The 19,518-nt window shown below is 61.9% G+C and carries 16 protein-coding genes and 2 pseudogenes; 15 read left to right on the top strand and 3 right to left on the bottom strand.

Annotation, left to right across the window (positions count from 1 at the left end; translation table 11 throughout):
• The first annotated feature begins 132 nt into the window (after positions 1 to 132).
• From AC5P9W_RS16200 to AC5P9W_RS16170, 7 genes are all read left to right on the top strand, one after another.
• Complete coding sequence (locus tag AC5P9W_RS16200) at positions 133 to 402, top strand: hypothetical protein (protein ID WP_019660300.1); 270 nt, start codon at positions 133 to 135, stop codon at positions 400 to 402.
• 252 nt (positions 403 to 654) lie between these two features.
• Positions 655 to 903, top strand: a complete 249-nt coding sequence (locus tag AC5P9W_RS16195; protein WP_019660301.1) for a hypothetical protein — start codon at positions 655 to 657, stop codon at positions 901 to 903.
• Between the two features lie 10 nt (positions 904 to 913).
• On the top strand, positions 914 to 1,096 hold the full coding sequence (locus AC5P9W_RS16190; RefSeq protein ID WP_019660302.1) for a hypothetical protein: 183 nt from the start codon (positions 914 to 916) through the stop codon (positions 1,094 to 1,096).
• A 217-nt stretch (positions 1,097 to 1,313) separates the two neighbouring features.
• Positions 1,314 to 3,017 carry an ATP-binding protein gene (locus AC5P9W_RS16185; RefSeq protein WP_495219356.1) on the top strand — a complete coding sequence of 568 codons (1,704 nt, stop codon included), beginning with the start codon at positions 1,314 to 1,316 and terminating at the stop codon, positions 3,015 to 3,017.
• A 239-nt stretch (positions 3,018 to 3,256) separates the two neighbouring features.
• Positions 3,257 to 5,398 carry a TonB-dependent siderophore receptor gene (locus AC5P9W_RS16180; RefSeq protein WP_329842111.1) on the top strand — a complete coding sequence of 714 codons (2,142 nt, stop codon included), beginning with the start codon at positions 3,257 to 3,259 and terminating at the stop codon, positions 5,396 to 5,398.
• A gap of 200 nt (positions 5,399 to 5,598) precedes the next feature.
• The gene (locus tag AC5P9W_RS16175; protein WP_019660305.1) at positions 5,599 to 6,165 is read left to right on the top strand and encodes a putative periplasmic lipoprotein; all 567 of its coding nucleotides are present in this window, start codon (positions 5,599 to 5,601) and stop codon (positions 6,163 to 6,165) included.
• Positions 6,162 to 6,632, top strand: a complete 471-nt coding sequence (locus AC5P9W_RS16170) for an outer membrane lipoprotein (protein WP_227844467.1) — start codon at positions 6,162 to 6,164, stop codon at positions 6,630 to 6,632. Before AC5P9W_RS16175 ends, AC5P9W_RS16170 begins: the two co-directional genes overlap by 4 nt.
• A gap of 133 nt (positions 6,633 to 6,765) precedes the next feature.
• On the opposite strand, the gene AC5P9W_RS16165 is transcribed toward AC5P9W_RS16170, so the two are convergent.
• Positions 6,766 to 7,119: a winged helix-turn-helix transcriptional regulator gene (locus AC5P9W_RS16165; RefSeq protein ID WP_019660307.1), complete on the bottom strand. Its 354-nt coding sequence runs from the start codon at positions 7,117 to 7,119 to the stop codon at positions 6,766 to 6,768.
• A 101-nt stretch (positions 7,120 to 7,220) separates the two neighbouring features.
• On the opposite strand from AC5P9W_RS16165, the gene acuI reads away from it, so the two are divergent.
• The 4 genes from acuI (at position 7,221) to AC5P9W_RS16145 (ending at position 12,690) form a co-directional block, all read left to right on the top strand.
• Complete coding sequence (acuI, locus tag AC5P9W_RS16160; protein WP_134730819.1) at positions 7,221 to 8,210, top strand: acrylyl-CoA reductase (NADPH); 990 nt, start codon at positions 7,221 to 7,223, stop codon at positions 8,208 to 8,210.
• A 150-nt stretch (positions 8,211 to 8,360) separates the two neighbouring features.
• Positions 8,361 to 11,153, top strand: a complete 2,793-nt coding sequence (locus AC5P9W_RS16155; protein WP_329842255.1) for a UvrD-helicase domain-containing protein — start codon at positions 8,361 to 8,363, stop codon at positions 11,151 to 11,153.
• A gap of 195 nt (positions 11,154 to 11,348) precedes the next feature.
• Positions 11,349 to 11,846: a hypothetical protein gene (locus AC5P9W_RS16150; RefSeq protein ID WP_329842115.1), complete on the top strand. Its 498-nt coding sequence runs from the start codon at positions 11,349 to 11,351 to the stop codon at positions 11,844 to 11,846.
• Positions 11,847 to 11,889: 43 nt separating this feature from the next.
• Positions 11,890 to 12,690 carry a YecA family protein gene (locus tag AC5P9W_RS16145; protein WP_329842116.1) on the top strand — a complete coding sequence of 267 codons (801 nt, stop codon included), beginning with the start codon at positions 11,890 to 11,892 and terminating at the stop codon, positions 12,688 to 12,690.
• Between the two features lie 130 nt (positions 12,691 to 12,820).
• Here the strand turns inward: AC5P9W_RS16145 and AC5P9W_RS16140 are convergent.
• A pseudogene (locus AC5P9W_RS16140) lies at positions 12,821 to 13,547 on the bottom strand (FAD/NAD(P)-binding protein); the annotation flags it as partial.
• Between AC5P9W_RS16140 and AC5P9W_RS16135 the strand changes: the two are divergent.
• Positions 13,544 to 13,819: pseudogene (locus AC5P9W_RS16135) on the top strand (autotransporter domain-containing esterase); the annotation flags it as partial. The pseudogenes AC5P9W_RS16140 and AC5P9W_RS16135 overlap by 4 nt on opposite strands.
• 455 nt (positions 13,820 to 14,274) lie before the next feature.
• Here AC5P9W_RS16135 and AC5P9W_RS16130 read toward each other — a convergent pair.
• Complete coding sequence (locus tag AC5P9W_RS16130; protein ID WP_329842118.1) at positions 14,275 to 14,619, bottom strand: hypothetical protein; 345 nt, start codon at positions 14,617 to 14,619, stop codon at positions 14,275 to 14,277.
• A 270-nt stretch (positions 14,620 to 14,889) separates the two neighbouring features.
• Here AC5P9W_RS16130 and AC5P9W_RS16125 point away from each other — a divergent pair, with 270 nt between their 5' ends.
• The 3 genes from AC5P9W_RS16125 to AC5P9W_RS16115 all read left to right on the top strand — a co-directional run bounded on the left by AC5P9W_RS16125 (position 14,890) and on the right by AC5P9W_RS16115 (position 19,372).
• Entirely contained in the window at positions 14,890 to 15,114 is a 225-nt protein-coding gene (locus AC5P9W_RS16125) for a helix-turn-helix domain-containing protein (protein ID WP_049407076.1), read from the top strand.
• Positions 15,115 to 15,162: 48 nt separating this feature from the next.
• On the top strand, positions 15,163 to 15,420 hold the full coding sequence (locus tag AC5P9W_RS16120; protein WP_329842119.1) for a hypothetical protein: 258 nt from the start codon (positions 15,163 to 15,165) through the stop codon (positions 15,418 to 15,420).
• Between the two features lie 100 nt (positions 15,421 to 15,520).
• Positions 15,521 to 19,372: a hypothetical protein gene (locus AC5P9W_RS16115; RefSeq protein ID WP_329842120.1), complete on the top strand. Its 3,852-nt coding sequence runs from the start codon at positions 15,521 to 15,523 to the stop codon at positions 19,370 to 19,372.
• The last annotated feature ends 146 nt before the right edge of the window (positions 19,373 to 19,518 follow it).

Here is a 19,518-nt window from a genome sequence, read left to right as displayed (position 1 = left end):
GCACCTGCAATCTGCCGAGGGGTGTTCCACCAAGGATGCTCGACCACGCGCTTCGGGTGCAATGAACACATTTCGTGGATGTGCCTTTGGGCAAAGTGCAGCCGACGCCCCTCGGCCTGCACCGGACCCGCAATGCGCCACCACCGCGTTCCTGCCCACCACGATGCCATTGCCTTGCAGGCCGGCATGCTGGGCAGTGTGCTGGGCGTGGCGCTGTTCAAGGCCATCGCGTTATCTGCATTGGCGGCCGGATCGGTGATGGCCATCGGGCTGTGGCTGGTGGCCTGCGCGCTGCTGGCTGCATGGGCGCTGGCCGCCTATCTGGCGTGCCTGGCGCTGAGCCGGCGTGTGTTCGTGCTGATGCTGGTGCTGTGCACGGTACTGATGATCTGCATCGCCTGAGCCGCAGGGCGGGACTTCTTCTGTCGCCTTCATTGTCCTGCGGGACCCGCTGCAACAAGGGCGTGGAGTGTGATCAAGCGAGCGCGACGGCTGTGACAAGCCGTGGGACCTGATTGGAAAGGATCCCTGAAAAGGAACCGCTCCCCATTGCCGCGCCTGTCTTGATCGTGTCCATGCATCTGGCTGACTGCGCCATCACGGCCAACGCGCGACGATGCGATCTCCCAACCTCCCTGCCCTGTCGAGATCCAGATGCCGGACACTGCCCATCCTGTCATTCGCGCATTCGAGGCCGTGTTCGATCTGTCCGGCGGCGTGCAGCGCATCACTGCGCTCACTGTTACCTGCCGGCATTGCTCCTCGACCAGTTCGGCCAGCGAAGACAATCTGGTTCACCTTCCGGGTGGAGCACTGTTCCGCTGCGACGAGTGCGGCTGCCACCAACCGGTCAGCCACGCCAGGCTGTCGGATTGGCAACCGACCTCGTTGCTGGGCATCTGAGGGCCGGCTCATGGGCATGACGGCGCAACAGCGGGAGATCCTGGAGGCAATCGCCGCTGCGCAACCGGTGCGCGGCGACGCGGCGACGTGGGCAGTCAACGCGGGTTTGGCGGTACAGGCGGAAGACGGGGATATCGATCTCACCGACGCCGGCCGCGACGCCCTCGCCGCGCGGAGCGCACGTGAGGACTAGACGCGGCGATCAGGCCGCCTTCGCGACCTTCCGCCAGGGGCAGAGTCCGCGGGCGTAGTGAGCAGCGCGCGGCGGTCCCGATCGCGGCAACCTGCAGGACAGAGGTGCAACGCTGCCCCGTCAACCGAAGTGGTGATGCCCTTCATGCCGGTGATGTGCAGGGCGCCATGACATCCACTCGGCTATGCTGCGCCACCTTCCTGCGCCAATGGCGGCCATGCATCCTTTTCCCCTGCCCGTCTCGGCGCCTGAGCAGCTTGCCTACCGACTGCTGCAGGACAGTGACTGGGCGCGTTCGGCCACTGCCGCGAGCGCACCGGCCGAGCTCCGCATGTTGCTGGCGATGATCCTTGATTCGCCCGAACCCCTCTGGCTCGCCTGGGGCAAGGAAGACAAGGCCTTCTTCTTCAATGATGCCTACCTGCCCTTGCTGGGAGGAAAGCTGCACGGCGCGATGGGCAACCGCCTGGAGGATGTCTGGGCCGATGTGTGGCCGGACGTTGCGCAGGCGGTCAACGATGCCTTTGCCGGCACCAGCCGCAGCTTTAAGAACCTGCCCCTGATGATGGACCGCTACGGCACGCTGCGCGAAACATTCTGGACGTTCTCCTATTCGCCGCTGCGCGTCGGCTGCGGCAGTGTGGCGGGCATCCTGTGCGTGGTGAGCGAGCAGACCGAACGGGTGATCGAGCGCGACCTGCACAGCCGGCAGGTCGCGGCGATCACCGAGCAGGCGCGGGAAGCCCACCTGGAACTGGTACGCGCCCGCGAGCAGCTGCGCCAGTCGCAGAAGCTGGAGGCGATCGGCCAGCTTACCGGCGGCGTGGCGCACGACTTCAACAACCTGTTGCAGGTCATCACCGGTTCGGTGGACATGCTCCTGCACACGTGGCCGGCAGATGACAACCGACGCCGCTACATCCAGGCCATTGCAGCAGCATCGGACCGCGCCACCAAGCTGACCGCGCAACTGCTTGCATTCTCGCGCCGCCAGAGCCTGTCGCCCGAGGTCTTCGATCTGTGCGAAAGCGTGCGCGCGCTCTCGGATATCATCACCACGGTTCTGGGCGCGCGCATCCAGGTATCGTTGTCGTTGCCGAGTACACCGTTGCCGGTGCTGCTGGACCGGACCCAACTCGACACCGCATTGATCAACATCGCGGTCAACGCCCGCGATGCGATCGACGGGCACGGCAGGGTGACCATCGAAGTGGAACAGGTCACTGCGGTGCCTTCGGTGCGCTTCGCCGCCCCGATGAAGGGCGACTTTGCTGCCATCAGTGTCACCGATACCGGCGCAGGCATCGACCCTGCAGTGGTCGACCGCATCTTCGAGCCCTTCTTCACCACCAAGAGCGTCGGTGCCGGGACCGGGCTCGGTCTCAGCCAGGTGTTCGGTTTCGTCAAGCAGTCCGAAGGCGAGGTGGACGTGCAGAGCCAGGCGGGCGCCGGTAGCCGCTTTACGCTGTACCTGCCGCTGGCGCAGGCAGGAGAAACGACGGAACGGCCGGCGGCGCAATCGGGGCTGCAGCATGGCCAAGGCGTCTGCGTGCTCGTGGTGGAAGACAACGTCGACGTGGCCGAATTTGCGGTTGGCGCCCTGCGCGAGCTCGATTACAGCGTGATGCTTGCGCGCAATGCAGACGAGGCCTTGGCGGAGCTGGAACGGGATGCCTCGCGCTTCCACGTGGTGTTCAGCGACGTCGTGATGCCGGGCATGAACGGCCTGGATCTGGCCCGCACCATCCGCGACCGCCTGCCAGAGCTCCCCGTCATCCTCACCAGCGGCTACAGCGAGTTGCTTGCCCGGGATCCGGGCCACGGCTTTACCCTGCTTCGCAAGCCTTACTCGTTGAAGCAGCTGGCCTCGGTAATGACCGAGGCCGCGCGCCGCGCGCAGGCCGTGGTGGCATCGCCCTAGCGGGCGCGTTGCTGAAGCGAACCGAATCCGCGTTCCAGTGAGGATTCCAGCGCGGACGCTTTGCCGCCGACCTCGCACCACTGATGGCACGTGCGGGGCCGCACCGGTGTGCGGGTGGCTTTGCCGGGCACACCGTACACCCACCCGAGCCTGCGTCCACAGCGCACCAGGGGGGGGGATGGGCCACGAACCTTTGCAAATGCTAATCTTTCTCATTTGCAGCCCATCGTGACTCCCTCATGCCCCTTCCCGCCCTTCTGAAGAACGCGATCTGCGCGGCGCTGTCCCTTTCCCTGGCGACGCCTGCATTGGCCTCCCAAGCCCCAGCCGACGCCCCGAAGGATCTGGACAAGGTCGAAGTCCGCGGCCGCGCGCAGACGCTGTACCGCGCCAACGATGCCGCTGTCGGCACTCGCACTGACACGCCTCTGGAACTGGTCCCTCAGTCGATCCAGGTCGTGCCGCGCGAGCTGATCGACGACCAGGCCGCGCGTCAGGTCACCGACCTGTATCGCAGCATCAGCGGCATCAGCTTCTTCAGCTATGCCGGCGTTACCTTGCGCGGTTTCCGCCAGGAAAACGTGCTCTACGACGGTCTGCGCGGTGATCCCTATGCAGGCTTCTCGGTACCGCAGCTGTTCAACATCGAACGCGTGGAAGTGCTGAAGGGTCCGGCCGGTGCGCTGTACGGCGGTGGTGATGCGGGCGGTGTCATCAACTATGTGACGCGCAAGCCCAAGACGCGCGCCGAACGCCGCATCGAGCTGCAGGCAGGCGACAAGGACTTCCGCGCCGGGTCGATCGAAGGCACCGGCCCGCTGAGTGCCAGCGGCAGCATCCGCTATCGCGCCGGCCTGTATGCCGACACCGAGCAGGGCGTGCGCTGGAACGCCGACAGCGAAAGCGTGATCGGCGATGCATCGCTGGCTTTCGATGTCGGCCAGACCGGCGAACTGGTGCTGCAGTTCACCGACATCACCCAGAACCTGGGCGGCAACCGGCTCCGGGGCGTCCCAGTGAACGATGCCGGCACCTTCCTGACCGACCGGCGATGGAACCACAACGAGGCCAGTGATTTCCTCGACATGCGCGCCAGGGTGGCGCTGGCGCAGTATCGCTTCGCACCGCTCGATACGCTGGACGTGGATATTGCTGCGCGCTGGTTCAGCAACAACGAGCACCAGATGTACCACGAACCGATGGGGCTGATCGACCGTGACCGCGATGGCGTGGCCGAGTGGATGACGCGCCAGCTGCGCAACCAGATCCGCGACAACGAGGCGTTCACCGCCAGCGGCAATGCCGTATGGCGGATCAACACCGGCCGTATCGAACACAAGGTGCTGTTCGGCGCCGACGTCTACCAGCTCGACGCCGACTTCACCGCGCAGACCGCCAACAGTGCCGACCTGGCACGCGGCGCCGGTCCGGTGCGCGGCATCGATCTGTTCAACCCGGTCTATGGCGCCAGCACCTGGCACGACTACAACCTGGCCGCCCTGCCCTGGCGCAGCACCGCCACCCGCAGCAAGCGTTACGGTGGCTATCTGCAGGATGAGCTGGCACTGGGCACGCGCTGGCATGTGCTGGCCGGACTGCGTTGGGATGGTTTCCAGGACGACGATCGCATCACTGGTGGCAGCGTGGATGGCAACGACCTCAGCTGGCGGCTGGGCAGTACCTTTACCGTCCGGGACGGCGTGAACCTGTATGCCAACATCGCCAGCGGCTTCGTGCCGCAGAGTGCCGCCAACCAGAATCCGGCAGCCGGTGGGCCCTTCGACGCTGAGCGCAGCAGGCAATGGGAAATCGGCCTGAAATCCCTGCTGGCCGACCGTGTGACCCTGAACATGGCGGCCTACCGCATCGACCGCAGCAAGATCGTGCAGGCCACCGGCGAAGTGCGGGACGGCGTGAACCAGCTGGCCGCGCTGGGCCTGGTACGCAGCACGGGCATGGAACTGGACCTGCTGGCCGACGTGACCGAGCGCTGGGTGGTGAACCTGACCTACGCCTACAACGACGCACGGGTGAAGGATGCCGGCCCGAACGGCATCACCAATGCCTCCGGAGACCGCTTCGCGAATGCGCCACGCAACAAGCTCGGCCTGTGGACGCGCTACGACCTGCCGTCGATCAATTCGGCCATTGGCTTCGGCGCCGACCATGTGGGCCAGCGTGTCAGCCTGGATGGGCAGACGGTCAAGGCTTACACGGCGTTCGACATGAGCTGGAAGACCACGTGGAAGCAGTGGCAGTTCCAGGCCAACGTCAAGAACCTGTTCGACAAGGTGTACGCGGCCAGCGGCTTCATCGAGCGCAACGGGCATTTCCCGGGCGAGCCGCGACGGGTGTATGTGCAGGCGGCCTACCGCTTCTGAGCCATTCCTCCGGTCCCCCCTTTTAGGAATTCAGGCGAGCCGCGGGGCGGGCCGCGCATGCGCCCCCTATTCAGGTATGCTTTCGCGCGTTCAGCCACACCAGCAGGTCGCCGGCGGCAAAGCACGCGGTGCAGCACGGACGTTGCGGACGAGCACGAGACACACCATGGATGTTTCAGCGTAACCACAGGGGAAAATGGATGAAGAAGTTTCTGTTCGCAGCGATCCTCGCTGTGTCGCTGGTGGGCTGCACCACCAATCCGCCGCTCAATTTCTCGGTGCCGAACGTCGGGGTCAGCAGCAAGAAGATCGACGGTGAGCTGAAGTCGCTGACGGTCACACTGGCACGCCCGGACGAGGCCAAAGGCAAGATCCCGGCGCAGGCCCAGCACGAAGTGCCGCAGATGTGGCAGAACGCGCTGACCGAAGCACTGAACAAAATGGCGGTGTTCCGCGACGATGCACCGGTGAAGCTGAGCCTGTCGGTGAAGATCCTGGCCATTGACATTCCCAGTTTCGGGGCATCGATGACCACAAAGACGATCGCCCGTTATGAGCTGATCGATCGTGCCACCGGCAGCATCGTCTACACCCAGGACGTCAGCGCTTCCGGCGAGGTGCCGTTCAACTATGCATTTGCCGGTGTCATTCGCGCTCGCGAATCCATCAGCCGCTCGGCGCAGAACAACATCGCCCAGTTCCTGCAGGCGCTGGAGACCGTGGACATCACCAAGCCGATGTTCCCCAACAAGCAGGAAGCGCCGTGAGACGCCCGTTGCTGACCGCTTCGGTGGCGGCAATGCTGACGGCCTGCGCACCCAACGTGCGCACCGACAGTTACTCCATCGGCTCGGTGGGACAGGTCAACCGCACGGTGGGCGGTACGGTCATCAGCGTTCGCGCGGTCAGTATCGACGGTTCGCAGGGAGGCGGAGCCGTTGCCGGCGCTGCGGCTGGCGGGGTGGCCGGCTCCACCATCGGCGGCAGCGACCAGGCAGCGGCCATCGGTGCCATTGGCGGCCTGGTGGCAGGCGCGATTGCCGGTGCGGCCTCTGAACGCGCACTCTCCCAGGCCAAGGGCCTGGAGTACGTGGTGCAGACGGAGAACGGCAATCTGATGACCGTTGTGCAGGGCCCGGACCCGGTGTTCAGCACCGGCACGCAGGTGTTGGTGCTGTATGGATCCCCCTCGCGGATCATTGCCGATCCGCGTCAACCGAAAGCTGCTCCGTAGTACCCGTGGTGCCCCTCCTGCCAGGGGCATCGCTCCAGCCGCTACGGGTGGTGTCATTCAACCCATCCGTATTGCGTGTAAGCGCGAGCGCATCCGGCCGGAATGCGCCGCCGCAGTGGAACCGGAAGTGTCTTCAACCCTGGCAATCGCCTTCCGTGCTTCCATGGCCGCGATAGGTTTCTCCCCACTCGCGCATGGCCAGCAGCACCGGCACCAGCGTGCGGCCGAACTCGGACAGCTCGTATTCCACCTTCGGCGGCACTTCCGGGTACACGTGGCGGATCACAACGCCATCTGCTTCCAGTTCACGCAGCTGGCTGGTGAGCATGGACTGGGTGGCATTGGGCACCCGCCGGGTCAGCTCCATGAAACGCCGCTTGCCGGTCATCAGGTGAAACAGAATGATCGGCTTCCACACGCCACCGATGACCGACAGCGTGACTTCCACCGCGCAACCACTCTTGCCGTCCCACCGTTTGCTACGCATGCATACTCCGGAAAACCATAGTACCTACGGAAAATCGTCGTTCTTGTTGCGATAGAGGCGCGAGCCTAGCATGGCCCCATCCCATGAATGTGAGGCCATCCATGACGTTCAAAGCACTGCTGACCCGCAAGACGAACAACCAGCTCTCGACCGAGCTGGTCGATTTCGACGAGGCCGACCTGATGGACGGCGACGTCCTGGTACAGGTCGAGTACTCCACGCTCAACTACAAGGATGCGCTTGCCCTCACCGGCAAGAGTCCGATCATCCGGACGTTTCCGCTCATTCCCGGCATCGATCTGGCAGGCGTAGTGCTGGAATCCAGCAGGGCCAACTTCAAGCCAGGCGATCGCGTCGTGCTCAATGGCTGGGACCTGAGCATGGGCCACCACGGCGGCCTGGCCCAGCGCGCGCGCGTGCGGGGCGAGTGGCTCAACCGGATTCCCGACAACCTGAGCACCCGCGACGCCATGGCCATCGGCACCGCTGGCTACACCGCCATGCTGTGCGTGCTGGCTCTGGAACATGCCGGGGTGGCGCCTGCACAGGGCGATGTGCTGGTCACCGGCGCCAACGGCGGCGTCGGCTCGATCGCGGTGGCGATCCTCTCGAGGCTGGGCTACCGCGTGGTGGCCGCCACCGGGCGACCGGAGCACGCCGACTATCTGCACAACCTGGGTGCGGCCGAGATCATCGATCGTGCGCAGCTTTCGGAGCCGCGCGAGCGGCCGGTGAGTGCCGAGCGCTGGGCCGGCGTGGTGGATGTGGCCGGCGGCACCACGCTGGTCAATGCCATCGCCGAAACGAAGTACCGCGGTGCCGTGGCCGCCTGTGGCCTGGCCCAGAGCGATGCGCTGCACGGCTCGGTGCTGCCCTTCATCCTGCGCAATGTGACCCTTGCCGGCATCGATTCGGTGAATGCGCCACAAGAGGTTCGCCAGCGCGCCTGGGATCGGCTCGCGACCGACCTGGATCCGCGGAAGCTGGAAAGCACCGTGCAGCAGATCGGCCTGGCCGAGGTGCTGGATGTCTATGAGCAGATCATCCCCGGCAAGGTGCGCGGCCGCATCGTCGTGGATGTGAACGCCTGACGCCTGTCGCGCTGGCGAGGGTGCAATGCCATCGCTGGCTCGCGTGTGCGAGTGACCGGAAACGCAGCGTGCCATGCCAAGCCGCCTTATCATGGGGCGGCAAGGGCGCTTTACGCCCGGTGACGTACGCAAGGCAGTATCTGGATGTCTATGGAATGGCGCCCCTCGGGCTGGGGCCAGCGTGTGACCCGCTCGCCGGACTGGCAGTTGCGGCTGGATGGCGAACAGGTCGCGCTTTTGATCGACGGCAGGCAGTACCGCCAGCATGTAGCGAACGAACACAGCGTGCGGGTCGTTCGCGGCGTACTCTGGTCCCGGGTCGAACTGACGACCGAGCGCGGTGAGGCACTGTCCGTGGATGGGCTGCCCAACAGCCAGGGCTCCCGGCTTGCGGCTGCCGTGCAGCACGTGCTTTTCGCGCGCTCCAAGCGGGGGCGCAAGGCACTGTTTGAGCACGTTCTGGCGCAGATCCAGGCGTGGCTGGCCGAGGCAGATGCGCTTGCCGACCGAGGCACCACCGGCCGCCGCTGGATCACGCACGAACAGCAGCAGGCGCTGCTGGCCGACCGCCCCACCCTGCCCCTCCCGCCAGCCGAGCTCGAGCAGCTGTTCCTCGACGAGGAGGTGCACGACGACCTGCACGCGCCCGGCCACCGCATGGCGCTGGACGCACTGCACGACTGGCAGCTGGATTGGCCCGCCGTGTGGGCGGACGCCAATGAGGCAATGGCGACCCGCGAACTGGGTCTGGCCAAGCCCTTCCTGGACCGGGTCGAGAGCAGGCCGCTGACCGAGGAGCAGGCTCGCGCCGTCATCTGCTTCGACAACCGGGTGCAGGTCGTGGCCGCAGCCGGCTCTGGCAAGACCTCTACGATGGTCGCCAAGGCCGCCTATGCCATCGATCGCGGCTTCGTGGAGCCCGGACGGATCGTGATGCTCGCTTTCAACAAGGACGCCGCGAACGAACTGGAGGAGCGCGCGCGACGATGCTTCGATCGGCTCGGCATGGGCGACATCGTGGTCGAGGCGCGGACCTTCCACGCCCTCGGCCTGGCCATCATCGCCAAAGCCACGAGACGCAAGCCTGATATCCCGGAATGGGCGATCGACGCGACGCTGGGCTTCAACAAGCTGGCCGACCTGGTGGACGACCTGAAGGACCGCTCGACCCACTTCCGCACCCAGTGGGACATGTTCCGCCTGGTGTTCGGACGCGATCTGCCGCCGTTGGGTGCCGACATGATGGCCGATGGCTACGACCGCGATGGTGCGCCCTACATGCGTACCCTGCAGGGCGAGCGGGTGAAGAGCCTGGAAGAGTGCGTCATCGCCGACTGGCTGTTCTACAACGGCGTGGCGTATGACTACGAGCGCCGCTACGAGTTCGATACCGCGACAGACACCCACCGCCAGTATCGTCCGGACTTCTACTACCCGGACGCCCGGCTGTATCACGAGCACTTCGCGCTGGATGCCAATGGCCAGCCGCCGCCGCACTTTGCCGATTACAGCGAAGGGATGCACTGGAAGCGTCAGCAGCATATGGCGCGCGGCACTGCCCTGTTCGAGACGACCTCGTTTGGCCTGCGCAGTGGACAGGCCCTGCAGCACCTTGCCGAGCGGCTGGGTGCGTCTGGAGTTGAACTCGACCCGAACCCGGACCGCGAGCTGCCTGACCAGGGCGCCAAGCCGATGCCGGATGCAGACCTGATTGGCCTGATGCGCACCTTCATTGCGCATGCCAAGAGCAACTGCCTGACGCTGGATGACATGGCCGCACGCCTGCGGCAGATGCCTGAGGATCAGTTCAAGGAACGCTACCGGCGCTTCCTGGAGATCGCCGGGCCGGTTTTCCAGGCCTGGGACGATGCACTGGCTGACGAGCGCAGCATTGATTTCGAAGACATGCTCAACATGGCCGCCGGGCTGCTGGAACAGGGCCACTATGAATCACCCTACGATCTGGTGATGGCCGACGAATTCCAGGATGCCTCGCGCGCCCGTGCGCGCCTCTGCCGTGCGCTGGTCAGCCAACCGGGCCGCCATCTGTTTGCGGTGGGCGATGACTGGCAGTCGATCAATCGCTTCGCTGGCGCCGACGTTTCGGTGATGACCGGATTCCGCGAGTGGATGGGGCATGGCCAGGTGCTGAAACTGGAGCAGACGTTCCGCTGCCCGCAGGCACTGTGTGATGTTTCCAGCCGCTTCATCAGCCGCAACCCCGCGCAGATCGGCAAGAAGGTCCGTTCTGCTGCGCCGGCAATGGGTCCGGTGCTGCAGGCGTTCCAGATGAACCGGCGTGAGGAGGTGCAGGATGGTGTTCGCCAATACCTTGCGACGCTGCACCGGCAACTGCTGTCAGGTGCAGTGCCGCAGGGCCTCAACGGGCGCGTGACTGTATTCGTTCTGGGGCGGTATCGCGCGGACCGCGGTGCGATGCCTTCGGATTGGAAGACGGCCTTTGGCAGCACGATGGACGTCGAGTTCCTGACCGTCCATCGATCGAAGGGGCGCGAGGCGGACTACGTGATCCTGCCGGGCATGATCAACCGCAGCTTCCCGAGCCTGCGTGCGGATGACCCGGTGCTTTCGCTGGCAATGCCGGACGGGGATACCTATCCACTGAGCGAAGAGCGGCGGTTGTTCTATGTGGCGCTGACGCGTGCGCGACGCTCGGTTGCGATGTTCACCGTGCAGGGCAGGCACTCGCCGTTCCTGGATGAGCTGGTGGAGGACGGGGCAGTGGAAGTGACCGCGATTTCAGGCGCGGCCATCCACGAAGAGCGCTGCCCGGTGTGCAAGGTGGGCGTGTTCGTGGACCGCAATGGGCCGCACGGGGCCTTCCGGTCGTGCTCGAGTTATCCGTTGTGCCATAACAAGCCGAAGGGTGGGCGGCGTGGGTCCGGGCCATCTGACCTCGTTCGAAGGGCTTCACTGAGATAGAGACTGCCCCCCCCCAATTCCCGGTGCATTTCAAAGTAGAAAATCCGGCGTTCTGCCCCCTCCCTAACGCTGGGCCGGATTCGGCCTAGCGTTAGGAGGTGAGGTCCCGTGGAACGCCGAACTATCTTGCCATTGACCGCTGTCCAGCCGACTATTGGCAGAAATCGCATTGAATGAAGTAACGGGGGGATCGAGATGGACGTCACTGCAAGTGAGTGCCAATCGTCAGTGAGCGATGTGAACAACGATCAGGCACTGCTTCAGCTCGGGGCGCTGCCGCGCTCAGGAATTGCTCTCCTGCAGGAGCCAATCGGACACGACGGCACGCTTGGCATGAAGCCCGACGCCGGTGACTTTCTGAAATGGGTCAGATCTCAGCACCCCGATATCGCTCTGGCGTTTCCATCCAAAAGCCCTAAAGCCGTGCTACATAGCTCGGACATCTGGCTACCACTGATCTACTTGGCGGGCGATACGTCGGTGCAGCTGTTCCTCAACATGCTATCGAGTTATCTATACGATCGCGCGAAGGGGGCTCTCAGAGGTGAAGAGTCCCGCGTCCATCTTTCGCTCATCTATGAGGACAAAGCATCCAAGAAGGTTAAGCGCTTCGAATATGAAGGAAGTTCTGCTGGCGTCAAAAAGCTTATGGATAAGTTCGATGCGAACAACTTCTTCAACGATGCCCCTTAGTTCTCCGCGTGCACGGGCACTTTTAAGGATAAGCAGGGTTCAAGTGCTCCAGCAACTTGCAATACTGGACGAAAATCCGACGCTCAGAAGCGATTTGAAGCATATGCGCGACATTGTCGCTCGCGCTCGAGAAGGCAGTAAACATGCCTCGGACGCTACGCTCGATGATCTTTTCGTACTCGATCGGTGCCTGGACTTCCTTGAAGCCTACGCGGCCATTTGGCGCCTGATCGCACAGTCAAAGTGCGCAGATTCCTGGTGCTCCCTGCAGGACTGTCTTGACTTGCTCAGGCTTATCAAACGGTGGTCATCGATTCAAGTTGACACTTTCGAATCACAACTTCTCCAACTGGAAAAGGCATATCCATACAAGATTTTCTTTAGCAAGGGCTTGGTCGTGGAGTACTTCGAATGCAGTATTTGCGGTCAGGATATGGACTTATTCAGCTGTCCGCATAGGCGGGGACACCTCTATCGCGGTGTGATGGCACATGGAATTGCCAGAGGCGAGATGGATTTGGATCACATCTCTGCGGTTGATCATCCGCACGACAAGCGATGTGTCCCGATTTGTAGCGATGACGAACCCGGATTCGCAGCGGTGAGGAAGATCGGCGAGCTTATTCGTGCCCGAACAATGAAGGTCAGCCAGTTCCATAGCCTTGAGTTTTCCACAATCCAGATTTCACGCTCTGCGGCTGAACGGCCGGGTCGAAACGAACATTGCCACTGCGGTAGTGAGAAGAAGTACAAGCGCTGCTGCCATGGCAAGGACTATGTTGAGAAAAAGCACGTCGAGATCATCCCGGCTCATCAGATGCTCGCTCTCGCAGTCTATTCTTGAGGTCGACTCCAGCCTTTTCAGGGATCAGGTGCTCGGCTCTGAGGGCTCAATGGCGCCACTCCCCACAGGCGCCAATAGCCAGACCCATGTGATTGCGTGCTTGAGTGATGCGCTCTCAACGGGAGCAGTTCTAGGCTTGGCCGAGTTCCTTTAGCGCATGCTCTGCCAACTGTCGGGCTTGCTGTCGGAGTTCCGGCACTGCCAGGCTTTCCAACAGACTGTCGATGCGTAGGCTGCCGAGTACGCCCAGCCGTGCTTGCGGCTGGCCACCAGCGGCACACAGGCGATCTCCCGGCACCGAGCCGTCCAGCCCCAGCCCATGCGGACCGGGGCGGGCAAGCCCATCAGCCTGCAGCTGCTGCAGCAACGGATTGCGCAAGGCACTGGCACGGGTTTCCACGCCGGTGGCGTTGATCACCCCGCCGATCGTCCACTGCTGTTCATTGCCCGAGGCATCGCGGCCGGACAGTTGCAGGGCATCGCCTTCGCGGCAGACGCGCTGCAGGCAGTCCCTGCAGTTGGCCGCTGTCCTGCAGGGACTGCAGCTGCGCGTCGACCTCTTCGGCGATGCGGTGGCGATGCACGTCCCAATAGCGCACCATATGGCGCAGGAAGCGGCGCTGGTCGGCCTCATCGAGGTTGCACCACAGCGCCTGCCCGTGCGGCCGAATACGGTCCATCACGCCCTGCCACGGCAGGCCGTCGGCCTGGACCTGGCACGCGAATCCACGCAGCGCGTACAGGCGCTGGCGCAGGTTCATCGGCAGCAACGTGGCGGGGTCGAAGCTAGGCAGGCCGCCATGCGCATGCGGCAACGGCAGCAGGCCATGGCGCGAGATCACGTGCGGCGGCCCGCTTCGACGGCGGCAGCGTCAAGCCGTATGTGCAAGTTACCTACGACCCCGAGTTCCAAGATACCAAGCAGGCCAGCGCCTGGGTACAGAGCCTGCCGAACGTGGGCATGTACCGCGTGCCGGGCCTGAACTTCGACAAGAACTATGCGACCGCCATCATGGGCGCGCGCACGGAGCTGTTCGGGCTGCAAAGCAACATCGGCCTGAGCGCTTCGGCCGAACAGAAGCGTGCCCGGGACATCGCACTGTTCGCCAGCTTCAGCGGCAGCTTCTGACGTAGCCGCAACCGAGAAAAGTGCGCCACGCCCTGGTTAGAGCGCGGCGCTTCTCGTGCGCCCCGCACCTCAAAATTGACTCGTCGAATCGGCAGTCTCAGAAAAAAGTAAGTTGATCGTTGGCAGGGGGCATCGGCCCCCTGCCAACCCTTCCTTGCATTGAACTGATGCGGCTAATACGGCAACCAGTCGACTTCTTACATCGGCTCCTCCAGTCCCGACGCCAGTCGCTCGTAGTACCCAGCACACCGGATCAGCCGATCAGCGGCTTGTCGGCGGCGGGAACGAGCTCGCAAACAGCCGCTCACATCCGCCTCTAGCACACTGGCTCTAGCCCATAGCTCTGTGGCTCTTGCTCTAGCCCAGGCTGCCTTCTGCCCGTCTCTCGTCTTTTTTTTACTCTTTGCTCCTGCTTAGGTGGAGCGGCCAGCTATTGGGCGAGCGCCCCACTTCGTTTAGGCTTGGTCGCTCCCGCTGGAAGCCTGCTCAGGGATCACACCGATCTGCTTGGCCTTGATCTGGCCCGACAGCATGGCGCTAGAGACCATATAGGCGATCGTCGCCAGGACACCGATCCACGCATCGATCGACAGGTTCCACATCAGCCAGGCGCTGTGGAAGACCCAGAACAGGATCGGTGACCAGATTCCGATGGCCTTCTGCAGCTTGACCCGGTTGACCACCACGTTGTTCTGGAAGTGCGGTAGCGGTAGCCGATTGTTCTTCAGGCTCAAGTACGCCCTGATCGTCAGGGGGATCAGGAAAAAGGTCATCAGAAGGTTGTAGAGGATGACGCCCATAGTGTGTTGCTCCTTGTTGATTGAAGTGAACGACTGATCAGCGGAGTGCCTCCCTAACCCGCGCCGCTGGGATGCTCGGGTCACTCGATACGCAAGAGGGGTGGAGCGCCGGCCTGCGCCATTGAGAGAGCACGCCTCATAGACGCAACCCAAAGCGAGGCAATTCCCCGGCAGAGCAGGCGCGGCCAGCTCAGAGGTGAACACTCTCAGCCCCCTGAACGCTAATCGTAGTATGTCGAATCATGGTATTCAAATTCGGACCATCCTTAGATGGCCCGAGCAATCCATGAAACCCATCTGGTCAGCGTCTTTGCAGGCAATGTGAGACGCCTCAGGAAAGCTCTTGGGCTCTCTCAGGAAGAGCTCGCAGAGGCAGCCGGAGTCCACAGGACCTACATCGGCATGATCGAACGCGGCGAGAAGAACGTTACGATCTACAACATCGAACGGATCGCCCAAGCCCTCAAGGTCCGACCAGGGACGCTCCTGGACTGAAAACGGCGTTTACGACAGCGCAAGACCACGACAGCCATCTACGACGTAGTGGCTGCGGTCTGCTCGTTCCGCTATCAGCAGGAGTGCGGACAAGACTACAAACCTTATTGGCACGGACAGACCGATCAAGGCAAGAACCCCCAGCGCCTGTTCGACAAGGGCCTGAATGGTGAGCAGCCCTATCAGCATCAAGGCGTGATGCAGATCTACTTGAATCGGTTCTACGAGTATCGGGCAGCCTTCACGGGCACAATGGGCAGCTACCGTGCCTGGATGGGCTATCAGATAGCTGCACTGGAGGCTTAACATCCCGCTGGCCTTAAGCGACATGCAGGCCCGTTTGTGTGTGCCCAAGCAATGGGAAGCATCAAGGAATGATCCGGAAAGCGTCATCTAGAGGTAGCGAATGAACATTGCGATCACCGGCCCTGAGAAATTCTTGCTCCAGGACATGATCTGCGTTGAAGCAGCATTGGCCCTAGGCCGGAATGGAAATTGCTCACTGGTACCTGAGCCCGAGGCAGGAGAGGACGCACGTATCATTTGGCCAGGCGCCACGCCTTGTACCCTTGAAGTGCAGGTGAAGGGAGGCTCCGAGGCTCTCTCAGCGTCCAAGCTTGCAGAGTACTTGGCCCACTACCCCGCCAGAAAAGACACTCCATCCCTGCTACGGCGGCTGATGGATGAGAGCGAGACCTACGCCGCGTTCGTACTAAGCTCCAGGGTCTGTGACGACCTAGTGGAGCTTTTGACGCCCCAGAACCGCTTGGACAGGCCACAGGCCAGGCACGCGAGCCGGCGCCTAGCCAAGGCCGTTCGTCAAGCGGTCATCAATCAGTCCGTCTCGACTCTGACGAAAGCAGCAGATCCGAAGGAAAAGGTAACTGCGCTGGATATCAAGCGCGCCGAAGAACAAGCCGATGTTGCGCTCCGGAGCGAGGAGCACTTCCGCCAAGCCCTTGGAAAGATAGCGCTGGTCGAGCGCGAGACAGCAGAGTCTGTAGAGATCCGACTACACAGAATTCTGCAGGAAGAACGTTTCGACACGCCCTCTATCCGTGGACTCATCGCCAGGTTCACAGACATGATCGCTCAGGCAAAAAGAAGCCAGCAGGACGTTGTCCCCGGCTTCCTAGAGCTGCTTAGGGTACATGCCCCAACTCAACTTCGCCCAGCAAACTATATTGATCGCGGAACCGAGGATGCGCTGCTGCAAGTTCTGAGGGATCAGCATTGCTTGCTGCTGGCCGGCCCTCCCCGTGCAGGGAAGACCTGGACTTCGTTCACAATCGGATCAGTGCTCCAAGCCGATGGTGTCGCGGTCAGAACCGGAAGCCACGTTGATGAGGCCGAGCGCTACCTCACAGACCCCGTGGATGGGCATCGAGCATACATCCTTGACGACCCCCTCGGCTCTCGCGAACCTATCGAGAACCCCAGTGCCGTAATGGCAGATCTGGCGCGATTGTCTGCTCGCCTCCGAGCTGGACGCTATCTGATCGTCGCACAGACAGAGAATGTGCTTCTCCAAGTACGCGGCACAAGCGAGCTGGTCAGTTGTCGGGTAGGCTCAAAATCCTGGACCTCACTCGCGCGCCTACCCACCTCGGTAGCAACAGAAATTTGGAGATCCTCTGCTGAAGCACAGGGACTCTCAGAAGCAACGATTTCCGCTGTGGACAAGATCATCGAAGAGAGCGACCAGCTTTGCGAGCCGGGCGCGCTTGCATACCTGGCACAGACTTGGAGCGAGCTCCCAAACGCGCCAACCGATTCCGAGATCCTGGCACAGTCACGCCGAGATGCAATTGACTTTGCGCGATCTCTATCTGAAAAGCATACCGGTGCGAGGAGCGTACTGATCGCAGCCGCGATAGGAACTGAGATTCATCGACCTATCAGCGAACCAGATCTCGCGTACATGATCAGCTCAAGCGAGGAGCGCCCTGGCTTCGTGGAAGAGTTTGCGTCGATTTCTTTGGGGGGAGATTGGAACCCCGCCTCTCCTCCCACCTACGAGGCCCCCAGCGAGTTATCACAGCAGGCGCGGGCTGCACTTACCATACTCCAAAGGCGCCGCGTTCTCTGGGCCGAAGAGAGTGACTTCAATTTCACGCACCCCTATCTCCGTGCTGGAGCCCAGGCACTGGCCGTACCGGACATTCCACAGGACCGAGCTCTCCTCCTTGAGCAACTTCAGAGAGGGCTTGGTTGCGCTTCCCCAATCACATCTCTTGCAGCAGCGCAGAACCTTCGCTGGATGCGGCTGGCCTTCCAAGGTCACCATGGTGCAGGCCTCTTTGAGTTGGCGAAGCTCGGAACCAGGTCAAAGTTCCCGGCGACACGGGACAGCTGCTTTGCGTTTCTTGTTCAGTTTGTGGATGAACTACCCCAAGAGCTACGCGACGATCTGCCTTGGATCGCAGAGGACATGGTCATCAGTCTGGAGCAGATCGACGTAGATTCAGGCATCGGATTCATTTCGAGTAACTACAATTTCTTTGAAACGCCACCTACCTTGGAATCCGTCCAACCCTACCTTGATGCGATTGAGGATGGCCGCTCCATTGCTCTCGACCTAGCTTTGTCGAAAAGGATCCTGCAGGCACTGGCAAGAGAGCCCAAGCAACTGACGGCGAGAGCAGCTGAACGACTGCTTCGAGCGGACGAGGCAACAATTCGAGCATTCACTGCCAATTGTTGGATCTCGACAGACCGCCAGGACGATGAAGGTATCCTGGACCTGATCGCCCGCGATCGCACTCCAGCAATGAGTGCCCGCCTACTGAAGGCACTTGCTCACTCATGGGCCACACTTGATCCTTCTCGCCGCGAGAGAATTTGTTCAATCATTGAAGATCAGCTCAGGGTTCCGAGCTGCGCAAGCGTCCTCTACACCCGTCTTGTTCTCTTCAATCGCGTGGAAGAATTCGGCAAGTCACCGCCATGGGAGCTCTTCGCCAGACTGCTTCCGAGAGCACTAGACTGCATGCCACATACCATCGCGCTTCGTGACGGCCGCCTCAACGCGGTGGTAGACGACGCAATGAAGCAGCTTCCAACATCTGCAATGGGCGATGCGCTGGAGGCTTGGATCAACAGAATCATTCGAAGGGTTGATGCCTTCACGCTCGACGAATACGAGCTCAGCGTTACGGAGCCGTTACTTGAACTAGCGGCCAATGAGCGCCGATACCGGTTGGTCTCGGCTCTATTGGCTGTCAGAGATACAGGGCTGCGCCTTGTCACCATCTCCAGACTGATAGAAAGATGGACTGAGCTGCCCCTCCGTGAGGCCGTCCTCGTGTTGTCCTCATTGCGCTCGGGTGAGCAGGACTTGCTCTGGCTCAAAGCTGTAGCATTGACCACTCACAACGCTCCAGCTCCAGTGCTTAGATGGTGCACTGACCAAAGCTCCATTCTTCTCATGAATGCGACCGAAGTAGAGCAGTTGCTTGGCAAAGAACTTTTCGCTGCGTGCATCTATGTCCATTGTGGCTGGCCCCAACCGCTATGGTGGTACGGCACTCACCATCGAAGCGGCAAATGGGCGGATCTCGTGCTTGACATTGCCACTAGGCCGGATCATGAACTTCACTCTCTCGCTTTGATTGAAGTACTAAGCCATCAGGAAGATGCAGTTTCTGAACTACTGAGCACCCTCCCTCAGAAGTCCCTGTTTGATACCTATCTAACTCTGCTCCGGTTCCAAGCTGGTACAAATGCAAACTGGCTTCCCGATGCCTGGAAGATCATGATCAACCGTCTCCTTGAGGACAGAGATCTTGGAGAGCTCACGGCGGCAGTTGATCCGGTTATCGAGGGAGTCATAGAGAGCGTCTTTCAAATCCGCCTATGGCTCGCCGACTGCCCACTTGCCGGGTCAGTATGGAAGTTGGTTGAGAATGACTACAAGGCGGCCGGGGTGATTGATACTTTGGACGTGGCGCTCAGCGCGATCGATGCCAAGAGGGGAGAGTTAGCTGCTGAGCAGATGCGGGCAGCGGACATGCTACGTCAGAGGATCTTTGAACCGTTCGTGTCGGCAATAGAAACATACAATCCGCGGCTGCACCGTACATGGTCGGACCTGAAAGATGCCCTCTCCCGCCGCGACTGTCCCGAAGAGCCATTGTCTCGAATGGAGGACGGCAGATTGCGTGCATTCGAGAAGCACCGACGTGTTAGAGATACACAGGCTGTCTGGCCAGCAAAGCCGACTCTGACCGGCTGGCGCGACGCACAAACCCCTAGTTGAGCGAACCTTAAGAGCCAGGAAGCGGGAATCGTCCACAGACGCAGCTGTCCTCTCGGACAGCTGCGTCAAACGACGGCGAAAGGACTGAAAGTGAACCCACGCCTTCAGCGCCGCTTTCTCGGCTTTCTCTCGCAGCCCCGATAGCT

The sequence above is a fragment of the Stenotrophomonas sp. YJH_SMC_33 genome (assembly GCF_059372295.1).
Note: the sequence above shows the minus strand (reverse complement) of the source record. Positions and strands in the feature narration are given on the sequence as shown.